The sequence below is a fragment of the Gemmatimonadaceae bacterium genome (assembly GCA_019637355.1).
In the GTDB taxonomy this organism is placed as follows: domain Bacteria; phylum Gemmatimonadota; class Gemmatimonadetes; order Gemmatimonadales; family Gemmatimonadaceae; genus Pseudogemmatithrix.
The window spans coordinates 1988115-2003861 of record JAHBVT010000001.1; the positions used below are offsets into that span (position 1 = coordinate 1988115).

The window sequence follows — 15747 nt, forward strand, 5'->3', positions numbered from 1 at the left end:
GGATCAGCGGCCGGTAGCGGCCGCGTGACCGAGCGCGGCCGTCTTCTGTTCGATGCCGGCGATCAGCGTATCGAACGAGGTCTGGAACGAGGCCAGCCCCTCGGTCAGGAGGCGGTCAGTGACGGCATCAAGGTCGATGCCCACCGTGCCAAGTTCGGCGAGCAGGGAATCTGCCTCGGCGAGCCCCACGTCCACCGTCCGCTTGGTCACGCCGTGGTCACGATATGCCTCGAGCGTGTTCGGCGGCATCGTGTTGACCGTATCGGGCCCGATCAGCTCCTCGACGTAGATGGTGTCGCGGTAGGCCGGGTTCTTGGTGCTGGTGCTGGCCCAGAGCGGGCGCTGCACCTGCGCGCCGAGCGCGGCGAGGCGAGCCCAGCGCTCGCCGCTGAACTTGCGGGTGAAGAGCGCGTAGGCGCGCTTGGCGTTGGCGATGGCCGCCTTGCCCTTGAGTGCAGTGGCGCGGTCGGCCGCGAGTGTGCCGGCCTTCACCTGCGCGTCGAGGGCGGCGTCGATGGCCGAGTCCACGCGGCTGACGAAGAACGAGGCGACGCTGGCGACGTGTCCCAGCGGCTGGCCAGCGGCGGCGCGACGCTCGAGGCCCGCGAGGTAGGCGTCGATCACGCGCTCGTGCGCGGCGACGGCGAAGAGCAGCGTGACGTTCACGTTGAGTCCGTCGCCGATGAGCTGCTCAAGCGCGAGGCAGCCCTCATCGGTGCCTGGGACCTTGATCATCACGTTGGGGCGGTCCACGGTCTGCCAGAGGCGGTGCGCCTCGGCGACGGTGGCCTTGGCATCGTGCGCGGCCCCGGGCGACACCTCGATGGACACGAAGCCGTCACGCTGCTTCGAGGCATCGTACACTGGGCGGAAGACGTCGCAGGCGGTGCGCACGTCGTCGGTCTCGACCAGTTCGAAGAGCTCCCACGCGGTCTTGCCGGGCGCGGCGGCCTTCAGCTGCGCATCGTAGGCCGTGCCCGAGGCCAGGGCCTTTTCGAAGATCGTCGGGTTGGAGGTCATCCCCGTGAGCGCATCGTCGCGCAGGCGGCGGGCGAGCGTGTCGCCCTGCAGGAGGGCGCGGTCGATGAAGTCGAGCCAGATGGACTGGCCGGCGGCGTGGAGGGCGTGGAGGGGCGTCGGAGCGGACATCGGCACGGGACAGGGAGTGGGGGAGGCGAGCCGTCAATTTACCATCCTGCCGGGGTGAATGGCGCGAAACGCCGCCGCGCGTCAGCTTTCGTGCCGATGCCTTTCGCTCCTGACCGATGCGCCTGAACGATCCGCCGTCCGGCCCCAGCGGTGCCGTCCGCCGCGCCTGGTGGTGGCGCCGCCTGCCCCTCACGGCGCAATTAGCGGCGATTGGGATGGTCGTGGCACTCGCGTGGTTTCTCACCGCCCGCCTCGCGGCCGACATCGTGGCAGCCGAGGTGCGGTCACGCGCCGAGCAGTTGGACCGCCTGCACCTCGCCGAGGTCGCTGCCGTGCGGATGCTGGGCTCGCTGAATGGGATGTCGGCGGCGGTACGTGGCTTCGTCGTCTCCGGCGATGAAGCGCACGGCGTGCGGTATGAAGCCGCACGGCGCTCGTTCGAGGCCGACGCGAGCGTCGTCGCCGACCAGGTTGCACAGGACCTGAACGTCGTGCGCCGCCTGCAGCGGATGCGGGTGCAGATTGCGCTGTACGACCAAGAGATTGCGTCACCCAACTTCGAGGTGCGGCGGCGGCAGGGCTTCAACGCCTTTGGCCCAGGCACGCCGGGCCTCGCCCGCGTCGAACGAGGCGCAAACGTGATCGACGCCCTGCGCACCGAACACGCACGGATGCTGCGCCTGGTGCGCGAGAACCTGACGGCGCTGGAGGCCGAAATCGAGACGGCCACCGCACGGAACGAGTGGGAGAGTTTCCTCATCCGCGCGGCAGCGGTGATGGTCTTCCTGCTGGCGCTGACGCTGATGATGCGCCTGCTGTCCTACGCCTTGAATCAAGTCGTGCGCGCCGCCGAGGCCTTGGATGCCGGCCGCTACGAGGATGCGCGGCTGCCCAACCACCACAAGGCGCCCAATGCCGAGATGGCGCGACTGGCGCTGACCTTCGATCGCCTCGCGCAGAGCATCGCCATCCGCGAGCGGCAACTGCAGGAGGACATCGAGAAGCTCAAGGAGCTTGAGCGGCTCAAGGCCGACTTCGTGTCCACGGTGAGCCACGAGTTGCGGACGCCGCTGACGTCAATGCGCGGCGCCCTCGGCCTCCTGCTCGGTGGTGCCGGCGGCGAGCTGAGCCCGAAGGGCCGCGAGCTCCTGCGCATCGCCCTGACCAACACCGACCGCCTCATCCGGCTCATCAACGACATTCTCGACATCGAGAAGATGGACGCTGGCCACGTACAGATCCGGCGCGACCGCGTACGGCTGCGTCCGCTGCTCGAGACGACGATCGCCGGCCTCGACGGACTCTCGCGCGACACCGGTGTCCCCCTGGTCCTGCACGAGATGGAAGAGGTCGAGCTGATCGGCGACTCCGACCGCCTCATCCAGGTCTTCACCAACCTGATCTCCAACGCCGTCAAGTTCTCGCCCAAGGGCGAGCCGGTGGAAGTCTCGGCCACGCTGGAACCCGAGGGGGTGCGCATCGGGGTGCGCGACCACGGCCCGGGCATCGCGCCCGAGTTCCAGTCTCGCATCTTCGGCCGCTTCCAGCAGGCCGGCGGGGCGGCCTCGCGCCAGAGCGGTGGCACCGGCCTCGGACTCAGCATCGCCAAGGCCATCACCGAGTTGCACGGCGGCCGCATCGGCTTCGAGAACGTCGAGGACGGCGGCACGCGGTTCGGCGTGGTGCTGCCCATCGCGCCGGAGCCGGAGAGCGTCGAGGATCGGCGACCGGCCGTGCTGGTGGTCGAGGACGACGACTCGATGCGCGAGGTGCTCTGCACGCTCTTCGAACCCTTCGCCCACGCCATCGCCGCCCGCGACGCCGCCGAAGCGATGCGTGGTCTCGGCCGCTTCCCCGTGAAGGTCGTCGTGGTCGACCACGGGTTGCCCGGAATGGACGGCCTGGCGTTGGCCCGGCGTCTGCGCGCCGATCCGCGCTATCGCGGGCTTCCCGTCCTCTTGTACTCGGCGACGGAGTTTGGCGTGAAGGACCTCAAGGACTCCGGCATCCGCATCGGCGACGCCTTCGTGAAGACGCGCGACTCCGAGCAGTCGCTGCTCGAACGCGTCAAGCGCGAGTTGCAGGGCTGAGCGACACTCAGGCCGGCTTCTTTGTGCCGAAGCCCTCGCGCGTCATCTTGCCCCAACTCTCCACGCCGCGCAGGTGCTTCCAGAAGGACTGCAGCCGAAAGAACACCGTCATCTGCCGGTAGCCGAGCCCTTCAACGACGGCAAAGCCGAGCAGCTTCCAGAAATCGCGACGCCGGCGGTAACGCTTGAACGAGAACTCCTCGAGCAGGACGGCCCAGATGGACAGGATGGTGCCGTAACCAATCGCGACCAAGAAGAACAGCAGCGCGAAGCCGAAGTCCACGGCCCCCAGCGCCAAGCCGAGCGCGAGGGCCAGCCAGCCGCACAGTTCGACCAACGGCGCGATGAGTTCGCCGAAGACGTAGAACGGCACTGCCAGCATCCCGACCGGCCCGTAGCGCGGGTTGAAGAGCATCGTGCGATGCGCCCACAACGTACCGATGAGGCCGCGATGCCAACGCTCGCGCTGCCGCCCAAGTACGCGGGCCGACGCCGGCACTTCGGTCCACGCCACCGGATCGGGAATGAAGGGCAGCGTCGCCTCGATTCGATGCTCCTTCAGGTAGCGGTGCAGACGTACGACGAGGTCCATATCCTCAGTGACGTTGCCCGTCTTGTATCCCCCGATCGCCAGCAGATACTTCTTTCGGAACAAGCCGAAAGCGCCGGAGATGATGAGGTTGCCGCCGAGGTGGTTCCAACCAAGGCGGCCGAAGAGAAACGCACGCAGGTACTCGACAACCTGGCAGCCGACCATCCAGCGACTGCTCACCCGCGCCTCGGTGACGCGGCCCATCTCCACGGTGCAGTCGTTGGCAACGCGGATGGTGCCGCCCACCGCGGCGACATTGGCGCCGAGGAGGAAGGGGCGGGCCAAGCGCATCAGTGCGTCAGGCTCGATCAGCGTGTCGGCGTCGACCGCGACGACGAACGGGTGCCGCGCCGCGTTCATCGCGGCATTGAGGGAGTCGGCCTTGCCGCCGTTCTCCTTGTCGATGACGAGCAAGCGCGCGAAGCGCCGCGAGCGGTAGTAGCCGCGCACCGCCTGCGTGCGGATCGACACCGGGAACGCCGGCGGCACCTCGTACAGGTCGAACTCCCGCATCAGGGCCTGCATCGTGGCGTCCTTGGAGCCGTCGTTGACCACCACGACCTCGAGGTTGGGATACTCGAGGGTGAGGAAACTCAGCAGGCTGGAGCCGATCGTGACCTCCTCGTTGTAGGCCGGCACCAGCAGTGACAGGGGCGGGAGTGCGTCGGAGGCGAGCAGGCGCTGCAGGTGTTCGTCCGCCGCGAGGCGCCAGTGGCTCCAAAGCTCGGGAATCGAGAGGAGCAAGAGTACCGCATAGGCGGTGCTGAGCAGCAGCAGGTACACGAGCGCCGCGTGGTCACCCCACCACAGCAGGGTGCGTGCCGCGTCGAGCCAGTCGAGGCCGGTCATCCCTGCCCCATCTCCAACAAGGCGCCGTCGGAGAGGCCGCTGACCATCGTGGCCATATCGCGGGCGAAGCGGTCGCTGCCCTCACGCGCGGCGCGCAGCGCGGCGCGGCCCCGCTCCCCGAGTTGCGCCAGCGCCAACGCGGCGTGCAGGCGCACCTGCCAGACCGGATCGCCGACCAGGGGCGCGAGCAACGGCGTGGCACCGGCGGCGCCGAGTTCGCCGAGCGAACGCGCGGCGGCGGCACGCACCGTGGGATCGTGGTCGGCCACCAGGGCCGCCAAGGCGCGCGCCGCGTCGGGCCCGGCAAAGCGGCCCAACGCTCGAGCCACGCTGCGCCGCACGAAGGCCGAGGGATGCGCGACGTGGGTCAGCGAGGCATCGAGTGAGCGCGGATCGTCCAGCGAGGCCGCCAGCGTCACCCACGCCGCCACCTCGGCGGCCTCCGTGCCGTGGCGGATGCGCAACGCCAGCGGCACCGCCGCTTCCGCCGCCGACTGCCGGAGCACGCCCGTGAGATAGCCGCGCACCACTTTCGGCATCTCGAAGATGTCATCCATCACCTGGCCGTAGAGCGCCGCGTCGGCGACGCGCGGCAGCGCCGTCGCGGCCGCGATCTGCACGGCCGGATGCCGGTCGCCCAGCAGTTCCCGCACCGCGTGGCGGTCCCTCGTGGTCCCGACGATGGAGAGCGCGCGGGCGGCCTCGAGGCGCCGCCACCAGAAGCGCGAGCGACGACGGCGCATCGCCAGCTGCATCCAGGGCTCGCCGCGCAGCGCGACCGCCAGCTCGTTGCGCTGGGCTGCAGGGATGGTCTCCCGCGCCAGCAAGGACACATACCCCACCGCCGTGCCGCGCGGCAGGTTGCGCAGCGCCCGCACCACCGGCTCCGGGTGCGCACCGGCCACAATCCAGTCGCGGAGGGGCGCGGCCAACGCCGTCTTGCCGGCGATGAAGGCACCGCGGCGGGCGCGGTCGTACTGCCGCCGGATGACGACGAAAGCGAGTAGCAGGCTCAGGAACACCAACTGCACCACGCCGACCACGCCAAGGACGACTTGGGCGGTCACTCCGGGGTACCCCGCGCCCGCCAGCCAGTAATCTTGGCCATCAACACGCGCAGGCTCACCGGTTTGGCGAGATAGTCTAGCGCGCCAGCCCGGATGGCGCGGAGCTGGTCCGCCTCCGACGCGTGCACGGATATAAACACCACACGGAACACGCCCGGACGCTCCACCCGCAATCGTTCGTGCAGCGAGAATCCATCGAGCCCTGGAAGGTCCACGTCCATCAGCACGATTGGCGAGCGGCCGCGCACGCGCATCGTGCGCAGGCCCTCCAGCGCGGCCGGGCCGTTCGGATAGCGCACCCACGTGAGGCCACGCGCCGCAAGGGCGAAGGTGACGAGGTCGGCCAGGGCCGCATCGTCCTCCACGACGATGACGTCCGGCGCGATACCGGTGTCCGCCGGGTCCCAGCGCCGCACGTACTCGCCGTTGTCGCGCGCGGCCAGCCACGCCTCCTCGGCCAAGCCCGCCAAGCGCAACGCCGACGGGTCGGCGCCGGGCAACAGCTCCACGACGCCAGCGCTCCACGGCACGAGGTCGGCCCTCGAGGCCTCGGCGTACGGCTCGAGGCGCGCCAGCGCGACGGCCGCCTTCATCGGGAAGAGGAACATCGCCGCCGTCTCGTCGCGGAAGCCGGCCTGCACACGCTCGCTCGAGAGCGCTGAGGCCAAGAGTCGCAGCTCGCGGTGCCAGAGGGCGGCACGCTGCACGCCGTCGGGGGGATCGAGCGGACGTAGCACAGCGACTGCCATCGGCTGGGCCAGAGCCGCAGCGGCAACGAGCGCTTCGTCGAAGGCACGGACCGCGCGCTGCGGCAGCGGGAGCCGCGTCCCGGGATGGATGCCGCGCGAGAGCTGCTTCTGCCGCGCCGCCTCGAGCAGGCGCTCGATGCGCCGTAGCAACTCCTCGGCCACGACGGGCTTTGACTGGAAGTCATCGGCACCCGCGACGAACGCTGCGGTCCGGGTGTCCACGTCCGTGGAACCGGACACCAACATCAATGGCAGGTCACGGAAGCGGTCGTCCGTCTTGAGCTCGCGCGTCACGACGAGGCCGTTCACGCCGGGAAGCCCGATGTCGAGCAGCACCAGCGCCGGCTGCACCTCTTCGATGGTCTCGGCGATCTGGCGCGCGTCCGTCCGCGCCTCGACGAACATCCCTTGTCGCTCCGTCATCGCGCGCAGCACCGCGATCATATCCTCGTCGTCGTCCACGATCAGCAGCGTGACACCCACCAGGCCGGCGCGCGTCGCCAAGGACTCGGCCATCAACAGAATTTCGCGTGCGTCCGTGGAGGATTCCAGCAACCGTGCGCCTGCGGCACGGGGCGCCACCTGACCGTCAGGGCCACGCAGCAAGAGGAGAGGCACACCCTCAGGCACCGACAGCGGTACGTGGGCCCCGGCGATGACGATTGTCGGCGGCGTCGCCTCAAAGACCGCGCCCACACCCAGCGCCGTGACCTGCTCCACGGCGTAGCCGCGGTGCATCGCCTCCGCGACGATGGCGGGACCAGCGGCGTCCGGCACCTCAACCAAGAGCACGCGGTGCTCCGGTGCCTTGTCGGCGGCGGACTCGGGTTCCGCCGCGCCCTCCGGTTTGAGCGAGGCCGCGAGCGCCCGCACGAACTGGCGCACGATTCCCGCGCGCCGGTCCCGGTCGAGCGCCGGGTCGCCCGCCCACTTGACCGCGACCGGTTCCAGTGCGCCTGCGAGGCGGCTGGCCTCGTGAAACCCGTAGCTGCCGGCCGTCCCGTGCACCCGGTGCAGTTCGCGCCGCAGCGCGTCCACGACCTCCGGCGCGGCCGGGTCGCGCAATAGCTGCTCGGCAAGTTCCGAAAACGCCGTCAGCGTGTTCCCGCTCGTCGCGAGATACTTCTCGCGCAACTCGGCGAGCACGGCATTGAGATCGGCGGAACCGGCCATCGGAGGGGGAGAAGGGTCGGGGCTGCGCCGGGCTTGGCACTGGGAATTATCGCGCACGGAGGCGGCCGAGGACAGCCCGATGTCAGAACGTGTTGCGCCGGTTGCGAGTGTAGCGGTCGCTGAGCGACATTGCGCCGATGCGACTTCTTTGCGCCGACGACGAACCGGACATCCGGACCATCCTGGAGCTCGCCCTCGGGCTGGAACCCCGCATCGAGGCCGAGATCCTGCCCTCAGGTGCCGAACTGCTCCGGCGAGTGAAGGACCACAAGCCGGATGCCATTCTGCTCGACGCGATGATGCCGGAACTGGACGGCTACGAGACCTGCCGCCGCCTCAAGGCCGACCCGGAGACGGCACATATCCCGGTCGTCTTCCTCACCGCCCGTGCCCAGCGCGGAGAACAGGATACCGCGCTTGAGGTCGGCGCGGTGGCCTGCCTGACCAAGCCGTTTGACCCGCTCACGCTCGCCGGCGAGCTTCTCGTCACCCTCGGACAGTAGGCGGATGCAGCCGCGCGCGCGCTTCGTGGTACTGTTGGCGCTTGGCACGATGGCCCTGCTCGCCGCGCGCGCCGCAGGTAGGGCGTCCCCAGAACGGACCGTGGACTGCGACATTGCCGCCGCGAATCTGGTCATCGATAGCGGGTGGACCCACTGGCGGAACGGCGACGTGGCCGCTGCGGAAGGCGCGTTTCGCCGAGGGGTCTCCTTCTGCCGCGAAGCCCGACGCGCCTGGACGGGACTCGGCTACGTTGCGCTGCGGCGCGACCTCGTCGACCTCGCGATCGCGCGCTTCGACACCGCTTTCGCGGTTGATAGCGTCCGCGACACCGACGAAGCCATCGGGCTCGGCCTCGCGACCTTCCGCGCCGGACAACTGGCCCGCGCCCGCGCCGCATTCCTCCTCGCCGATTCGCTCGCGCCCGGCGATTCCGTGGTCCGCGACTACCTGCAGCGCATTCCCGCACCGGTCGACGCAGCGGCGCTACCGCCGCGCCCGCGGCCGACGCAGCGGCAACTCGCGGCGCGCACCGGGCGGCGCATCTTCGAGATCCCCGACGGTCGCGGCGGCTGGCGACCGTTCTGGATGAAGGCGGTCAATCTCGGGGCTGCCCTGCCGGGCAAGCACCCCGCCGAGTTCCCGCCAGACGACGGCACCTACGACGCGTGGATCCGCGACCTCGCCGAACTCGGTGCCAACAGCGTGCGCGCCTATACCGTCCACCCACCGCACTTCTACCGCGCGCTGCGCGAGTGGAACCTCGCGCACCCGGATTCCGCGCTCTGGCTGGTACACGGCGTGTGGACGGAACTGCCGCCCGGCGAACACGAGGAGGACTACGACGACCCGCAGTGGCACGCGGCGTTCCTCGCGGAGATGCGCGACGTGGTGGACCTCATTCACGGGCACGCGGCGATCCCGCATCGGCCGGGCCACGCGAGCGGGATGTACGAAGCCGACGTCTCGCCCTGGACGTTGGGCTACATCCTCGGTCGCGAGTGGGAACCGTATTCCGTCCAAGCCTATGCGGCGCGGCATCCCACACGCACGAGCTACCGCGGGCGCTACGTCACTGTGGACGGCGGCAACGCGGTGGACGTGTGGTTGGCCAGCGTCGCCGACTCGATGGTTGCCTACGAGACGGCGCGCTGGAACACCCAGCGACCACTCGCCTACACCAACTGGCCGACGCTCGACCCCCTGCACCACCCCACCGAGTCCAGTCGCGCCGAAGAATCCGAGTGGCTCCGGCGCCGCGGTGAGCGCGTTCCGGAGGCGTCCCGAGAGTATGACAACGACGTCATCGCGCTCGACGCGATGCGGATGCACGCGACGCCGGAGTTCGCGGCCGGGCTGTTCGCCTCGTACCACGCCTATCCGTACTATCCAGACTTCCTCGTGCTCGACCCCGGCTACGCGCAGGCGCGCAGCCCGGAGGGACCGTCGCACTACTTCGGCTACCTGCGCGAGCTCATTGAACACCACGGCGAAATGCCAGTCGTGATTTCGGAGTACGGCGTACCAAGCAGCCGCGGCAATGCGCACCTGCAACCGCAGGGCTGGCATCACGGCGGGCACGACGAGCGTGCGCAGGCGGAGATCAATGCGCGACTCACCCGCGACATCGCCGCCAGCGGCGCAGCGGGCGTGGGGCTGTTCGCGCTCATCGACGAGTGGTTCAAGAAGAACTGGCTGGTGATCGACTTCGAGCAGCCGCTGGAGCGCAATCGACTGTGGCTCAATGCGCTGGACGCGGAGCAGCACTACGGCCTCATCGCGATGCGAGCGGGCCACCGGGATTCGGCCATCGTGATTGACGGGATGCGCGACGACTGGGCGGGGCGCGCACCGCTCTACACGCGCCAGGCCGGCACCAGCGACTCCCATCCGGCGCGGCGACTCGACGCACTCTGGGTCGCGCACGATGAGGCCTACGTGTACCTGCGCCTCGACGTCGGCACCGTGGATTGGGGCAGCGCACGCTACCTCATCGGGATCGATACCTACGACCGCGCGCGGGGTGACACGCGGATGCCGTACACAGGGAAGACGAGCCCCGTGGGACTGGAGTTCGTGCTGGACCTCGCTGGTCCGGATGCCTCACGCCTCCTCGTGGACCCTCCGTACAACCTGTATCGTTTCGCGGCCATCCCCGGTACACGGCCCATCGAATTCCAGTCCGTGTACAACCGGCCGTTCGAGACTCACGCCAACACCGACGGGCGCTACGACACCGTGTGGGTCACGCCCAACCGCCGCACCATCGGACGCGACGGCCGCGTCTTCCCGGCACAGCGCATCGAGCGCAATCTGCTGCGACACGCACGGCAGACTGAGACCTCGCTCGCCGACTGGTATGCCGACAGCGCCACCGGCACGATTGAGATCCGTCTGCCCTGGGGCTTGCTGCACGTGATGGATCCCTCGTCGCACCACGTGCTCTTCGGTGTGGACGGCAGCGACCCGGCGGGCCGGGGCACCGATGGATTCCGCTTCGTCGTGCAGTCGTACAATCCTGCCTCGCCCCGCGCGGTACGGACCGGGGAGTTGCTGCCTGCCGCTGCAGCCGGCACCGGGTTCGCGGCGCCGCCCACCTGGCGTTGGCCCGCGTGGGAGTCACCGCGATGGCACGCCGAGCGCAAGCCGGCCTTCGCCGCGATGCAGGAGGCCTTCCGGGCCATTCCCGAGTCGGGCCCGAAGCCATAGGCGGGGCGGCGTGACCGCCGCCTCGCGTCAGAAGGTCCAGCGCCCCCCGAGGGTCGCAGCGCCGTAGCGGTAGTCGCTCGCGGTGATGGCACCGGCGCCGGCAACGTTCGCGTAGGTCAGGCCGACCAGAACCTCGCGGCCAGGCGCAGCACGGTAGCCAACGCGCATCGTCGCCCGCGGCACAACCGCGTGCTCGAGCGGCGAGTTCTCGAAACCAACAAGCTGGCTGGCCAGCCCGACATCGCCGACGAGCAGGAGCCCCAGCTCGGCCGTGCGCTCGCGAGACACCGACAGTTCCGTCGTGGCCCACCGCTGCGGTGCAAAGAACACGCCGAATTGCGGCTGGGACCACGAGGCCTCGCGATGCGTCAGCGCCAGGCCGGTACCGCGGCGCGGTGTCCACCGGAGTGTGGTCGTCACGGTCGTGCGCGAGACGTCCTGGCTAACGCCCGCGCCCTCGACCTGCCCGAGGGATCCGGCAAGACCCACCTGCACCCTCGGCCGCAGCGCATAAGCGGCGTCCACATCGACCACGTTGAACATCATCTCGCGCTGCGCGGTCGCACGCACTTCGTCGAAGGGCTCGCGCGACGCGCCGCCTGAGAGCCGCAGCCCGCGGCGCGGCGATCCGCTCGCGCGCAGCGCGCCGCGCAGCCTTGTGCCCCCGGCGCCGAGCGCAGCGGGATACTGCACCACCCCGAACTCGGCGCGCGTGGCCACACCGCGATTCGCCAGTCGGCCAGCGACGAAGGCCGTCACTCCGGGCATCACGAGAGCACCGCCGTCGGACACGCTGGCCTCACGCAGCCGCGCCGCGACGCCAACGCGACTGTTCCCCCAGCCTGCGGCATCCACGGTCACTTCGCGGTGCCAGAGCGTGTTGTCTTCGGAGTCCTTGGCGCCGACGACGGTCCACGCGACTGCAGGGCGCCGCTCCGTGCGCACCCAAGCCATCTGCTCCTGCGCTCCACGATGCCCCGGCTCAATCGCCAGTGCTCGGGCCAGCGCCGCCTCCGCCGCACGCGCATCGCCGCGCCAACGACGGAACTGCCCGAGCAGCATCCAGGCCTCGGCGTCATCCGCGCGGCGGCTCAGCCAATCCTCGAGGCCGCGCTCGGCGTCGGGAATTCGATCGCTCCAGGCCAAGGCCTGCGCGCGGCCGACGACGGCGTCGCGGTAGTCGGCATCGCGCACGAGGACACTGTCGTACTGGGCCAGGGATTCGGGAAACCGCGAGGCCCAGGCCGACGTGCGTGCCAGCGCCACGCGACCCTCGAGGTCGCCGGGCTCGAGCCGCACGTAGAGGCGGTGCGCCGCGAGTGCCGGCTCGAATCGGTTGGCCCAGGCGTGGAGTAACGCCACGCGGAAGAGCACGCGCGTGGAGTACGCCGAGTCGCTGCGCACGACGGCGTCGTAGGCGGCGAAGGCGGCACGATGATCGTCACGCGCCCAGGCCGAATCGCCCTGCGCGATGCGCGCCTCGAGCGCCGCCCGCGTGGGCTCCTGCTGCGCGGCGGCGACGCTCGCCCAGACCAGAAGGGCCAGCCCCGCCGCCGCGCCCCGCATCACTTGGCGGCCCAGTCGACCGCCAGTTCGAGGCGGCCCCAGCTGATGTTGAGCACGCCGCGCGCCGACTGCGCATCCGCCGGCACGATCGCGATCTGCAGCGACTCCTGCACCTCCGCACGCTGCCGCGCGCGCATCGGCACCCGGACCAGATCCTTGGACGCGTCGTACTCGGTGCCCCACTGGCCGGTGTTGTTGTTGATGATCAGGAAGTACTGCCCGCTCTGACGGATCGTGTAGAGCGAGTAGGCGCCGGCCGGCACGTCGCGGCCGCCGATGACCAAGTCGGCCTCGGTGCGCAGCGTCGTCGAGGTGTTGGCGCCGGTACGCCACACCGTGCCGTCAGCGGCGAGTTCCGAGGGCACGTCGCGGCCGCGCGCGTGCGGCTGGCCGTAATCGATGACGACGTTCTTGGGCGTCGGCGCTGGCTGGCCCTGCACACGGGGCGTGCTGAGCGGCATCGTGACCGTGGCGCGGGTGCTGAGCGGGGCGCGCAGGCCGGACTGCTGGGCCGCGAGCGGCGCCGCCACGAGGGCGGACAGGGCGAGAACGAGGACCTTTCGCATCGTGAGTGATCGTCGAGAGTGAGGAAGAACGGCCCCTCAGCGGGACCACGTGAGGGTTAAGATACCCCCGAGTCCGGAACCCGACCAACGGGACCGTCGCCACGTCTCCTCCAGCCCTCCACGCCCGCGATGCTCAAGTCCGCCCCCGATCACCACGACGCCGAGCTGGTCCTGCGGCTCTACGAACTCCGCCGAGACCCCGTGATGCGCGAGTCCCGCGACAGCATCAACGCCCAGTTCCTGCCGCGCAGTTTCGATGACGTCTCCGCCATCGCCAAGGCCGACCATCCGCTCAACAGAGCGTACCGCCAGGTCTCGACCTATTGGGAGATGGCGTATGGCCTCATCAAGCACGGCACGCTCAACGCCGACCTCGCGATGGAAAGCAACGGCGAGGGGATGCTGCTGCTCGCGAAGGTCTGGCCCTTCCTCGAGCGGATCCGCGCCGAGCTGAACCCGCGCGCCTTCCGCAACGCCGAGTGGGTGGCGACCCAGACGGAAGCAGGGCGCTACGTGTTCGGCATCTTCCAAGCTCGGGTCGAGAAGCAGCGGAACGGCTAGCTCGTCCAGCGGACGTCCGGAATTGGTGGAACTCTTCTAGATATTGTGGGTATATGTCCAGCTTAATAGCAGGACAAGTGTGCAAATAGCTTGACAACTACTTCACCTGTCTACAAATTCCGGTATGCCATCGTCCAATGGGCACCACCCCGTCCGAATCGTCTCGCAGCGCACCGGCCTCACGCCGGACGTGCTGCGGGCCTGGGAACGCCGCTACGGCGCGGTGTCCCCGATTCGCTCGCCGGGCGGGCAGCGCCACTACAGCGACGCGGACATCGAACGGCTCTCGCTGCTTTCGCGCGCCTCGCGGGCGGGGCGACAGATCGGCCAGCTGGTGCCGCTACCCAACGAGGAGCTGCAGCGGCTCATCGAGAGCGATGAGCGCCAGTCGCGCGAGCGCGTAGGCATCGGGCCGGACCAGCCGGCGGTGGAATCCTTTCTCTCGTCTGCCTTGATGGCCGTCGAGGAGTTCGATGCCCCGCGGCTCGAGCAGACGCTGCGCGCGGCGGTGCTCCGGATGCCGAGCGAGGACGTCCTCGACCAAGTCATCGGGCCCCTGCTCTTCACCGTGGGCTCGCTGTGGCACCAAGGATTGCTGCGGCCGGCCAACGAACACCTGGCGACCTCCACCATCCGACGCGTGCTGGTGTGGATGTCGGACCTGACGGTGCCTGACACGCACGCACCGGTGATCATCGTCGGCACACCGGCGAGCCAGCTGCACGAACTCGGCGCGATGCTGGCGGCGACCACCGCCGCCAGTTGCGGCTGGCGCGTGGCGTATCTCGGGCCCAACCTGCCGGCAGATGAACTCGCGCGGGCGGTTCAGTTCGCCAAGGCGCGGGCCCTCGCGCTGTCGATTGTGTATCCCACGGACGACCCCGAGCTGCCCGGCGAACTTCGTGCGCTCCGCGCTGCGCTTCCAACCGGCGTGGGCCTCGTCATCGGCGGGAGCGGCGCGGCGCACTACGCCGACGCGATCCGCGAGATCGGCGCGCACCAACTCGCCTCTCTCGCGGGGCTCCGGCAGTGGCTACGCCAGCACGGCGTCAGCGCAACGGCTGGTCGAGCGCTTCGATAGTCGCCGTGGATGGCGCGCGCTCCCGCTGGAGCCGCGCCGCCACCCGCTCGGCCTGTGCCATCGCCCGCAGGATGTTTTCGCCGGCCAGCTTCCGTAGCTCGGCCTCGCTCCAGCCGCGCCGCGAGAGCTCGGCAAACAGCGCGGGATACGTCGAGACGTCCTCGAGCCCGCGCACGACCTCGTCAATGCCGTCGAAGTCGCCGCCGACGCCCACGTGGTCCACGCCGGCGACGCGCTTGATGTGATCGATGTGATCGGCCACCTGCGCCAGCGTGGCGCCGGGCGTGCGGCTCACGAACCCCGGCACGAAGGTGACCATCACCACGCCGCCGTTCTGCGGCAGGCGGCGCAGGATGTCGTCCGGCACATTGCGCGTGTGATTCGCGATCGCGAAGGCGTTGGCGTGCGACCAGATCACCGGCGCCTCGCTCACGTCGAGCGCCGCAGCCATCGTCGCCGCCGAGGTGTGCGAGAGATCCACCAGCATCCCGAGCCGGTTCATCTCGCGGACGACCTCGCGGCCGAATGCCGTCAGCCCGCCGTGCCGTGGGTTAGGCACGTGCGCGTCGGCCCAGTCGAGGTGCACGTTGTGCGTCAGCGTCATATAGCGCACGCCCATCGCATAGTAGGCGCGGAGCGCGCCGAGCGAGTTCTCGATGGCGTGTCCGCCCTCCATCCCCATCACCGAGCCGATCCGGCCGCGGGCGAAGGCGTCACGGAAGCCCTGCGCCGTGAGGATGGGCTCGAGTACGTCCGGGTACTTGGCGAAGACGCGCTGCGCGATGTCGATCTGCTCCAGTTGCACGCGGGCGTAGCCCATCGCCTTGATCGCATCGCCACCGGGGATGTACACGGACCAGAACTGGCCGCCCAGCATCCCGGCGCGCAGGCGCGCGATGTCCGTGTGCCCGACCGTGCGCGTGCGCAGGTCGTAGCGCTCCACGTCGTGCGGCGCGTCGCGGAACTCGCGGATGGCCCAGGGAAGGTCGTTGTGGCCGTCGATCAGCGGCGTGCTGCGCAGGACGCGCATCGCGCGCTCGAGGTGCGGGTCGGCGGTGGGAGCGGCAGGGCGGGCCTGGGCGCAGGCCAGCGCA

The 15747-nt window shown here is 69.8% G+C and carries 12 protein-coding genes; 5 read left to right on the forward strand and 7 right to left on the reverse strand.

Going from position 1 to position 15747, the window contains the following annotated elements; translation table 11 throughout:
- Positions 1 to 3: 3 nt before the first annotated feature.
- Positions 4 to 1149 (reverse strand): transaldolase, encoded by a 1146-nt coding sequence (gene tal, locus KF689_09185; protein ID MBX3133541.1) that lies wholly within the window; start codon positions 1147 to 1149, stop codon positions 4 to 6.
- A gap of 116 nt (positions 1150 to 1265) precedes the next feature.
- Between tal and KF689_09190 the strand changes: the two genes are divergently transcribed.
- Positions 1266 to 3239 (forward strand): response regulator, encoded by a 1974-nt coding sequence (locus KF689_09190; GenBank protein ID MBX3133542.1) that lies wholly within the window; start codon positions 1266 to 1268, stop codon positions 3237 to 3239.
- Positions 3240 to 3246: 7 nt separating this feature from the next.
- Here KF689_09190 and KF689_09195 read toward each other — a convergent pair whose 3' ends face one another.
- The 3 genes from KF689_09195 to KF689_09205 are packed head-to-tail and all read right to left on the reverse strand — an operon-like array spanning position 3247 to position 7669.
- Entirely contained in the window at positions 3247 to 4680 is a 1434-nt protein-coding gene (locus KF689_09195) for a glycosyltransferase family 2 protein (protein MBX3133543.1), read from the reverse strand.
- Entirely contained in the window at positions 4677 to 5747 is a 1071-nt protein-coding gene (locus KF689_09200) for a HEAT repeat domain-containing protein (GenBank protein MBX3133544.1), read from the reverse strand. Before KF689_09200 ends, KF689_09195 begins: the two co-directional genes overlap by 4 nt.
- Entirely contained in the window at positions 5744 to 7669 is a 1926-nt protein-coding gene (locus tag KF689_09205; GenBank protein ID MBX3133545.1) for a response regulator, read from the reverse strand. The genes KF689_09200 and KF689_09205 overlap by 4 nt, the downstream gene beginning before the upstream one ends.
- Positions 7670 to 7806: 137 nt before the next feature.
- Here KF689_09205 and KF689_09210 point away from each other — a divergent pair, with 137 nt between their 5' ends.
- Together KF689_09210 and KF689_09215 are read left to right on the forward strand one after the other, a co-directional pair.
- Positions 7807 to 8172: a response regulator gene (locus tag KF689_09210; GenBank protein ID MBX3133546.1), complete on the forward strand. Its 366-nt coding sequence runs from the start codon at positions 7807 to 7809 to the stop codon at positions 8170 to 8172.
- A gap of 4 nt (positions 8173 to 8176) precedes the next feature.
- Positions 8177 to 10879 carry a hypothetical protein gene (locus KF689_09215; protein MBX3133547.1) on the forward strand — a complete coding sequence of 901 codons (2703 nt, stop codon included), beginning with the start codon at positions 8177 to 8179 and terminating at the stop codon, positions 10877 to 10879.
- Between the two features lie 27 nt (positions 10880 to 10906).
- Here the strand turns inward: KF689_09215 and KF689_09220 are convergent, their stop codons facing one another.
- Together KF689_09220 and KF689_09225 are read right to left on the reverse strand one after the other, a co-directional pair.
- Entirely contained in the window at positions 10907 to 12448 is a 1542-nt protein-coding gene (locus tag KF689_09220) for a hypothetical protein (GenBank protein MBX3133548.1), read from the reverse strand.
- Complete coding sequence (locus KF689_09225; protein MBX3133549.1) at positions 12445 to 13011, reverse strand: DUF2911 domain-containing protein; 567 nt, start codon at positions 13009 to 13011, stop codon at positions 12445 to 12447. The genes KF689_09220 and KF689_09225 overlap by 4 nt, the downstream gene beginning before the upstream one ends.
- 129 nt (positions 13012 to 13140) lie before the next feature.
- Here KF689_09225 and KF689_09230 point away from each other — a divergent pair, with 129 nt between their 5' ends.
- A complete protein-coding gene (locus KF689_09230) occupies positions 13141 to 13572 on the forward strand; it encodes a hypothetical protein (GenBank protein MBX3133550.1) in 432 nt (143 codons plus the stop codon).
- Between the two features lie 124 nt (positions 13573 to 13696).
- Positions 13697 to 14653 carry a MerR family transcriptional regulator gene (locus KF689_09235; protein ID MBX3133551.1) on the forward strand — a complete coding sequence of 319 codons (957 nt, stop codon included), beginning with the start codon at positions 13697 to 13699 and terminating at the stop codon, positions 14651 to 14653.
- On the opposite strand, the gene KF689_09240 is transcribed toward KF689_09235, so the two are convergent.
- Positions 14622 to 15683 (reverse strand): dipeptidase, encoded by a 1062-nt coding sequence (locus KF689_09240; GenBank protein MBX3133552.1) that lies wholly within the window; start codon positions 15681 to 15683, stop codon positions 14622 to 14624. The two genes, KF689_09235 and KF689_09240, sit on opposite strands and share 32 nt — an antisense overlap.
- Positions 15684 to 15747: the final 64 nt, after the last annotated feature.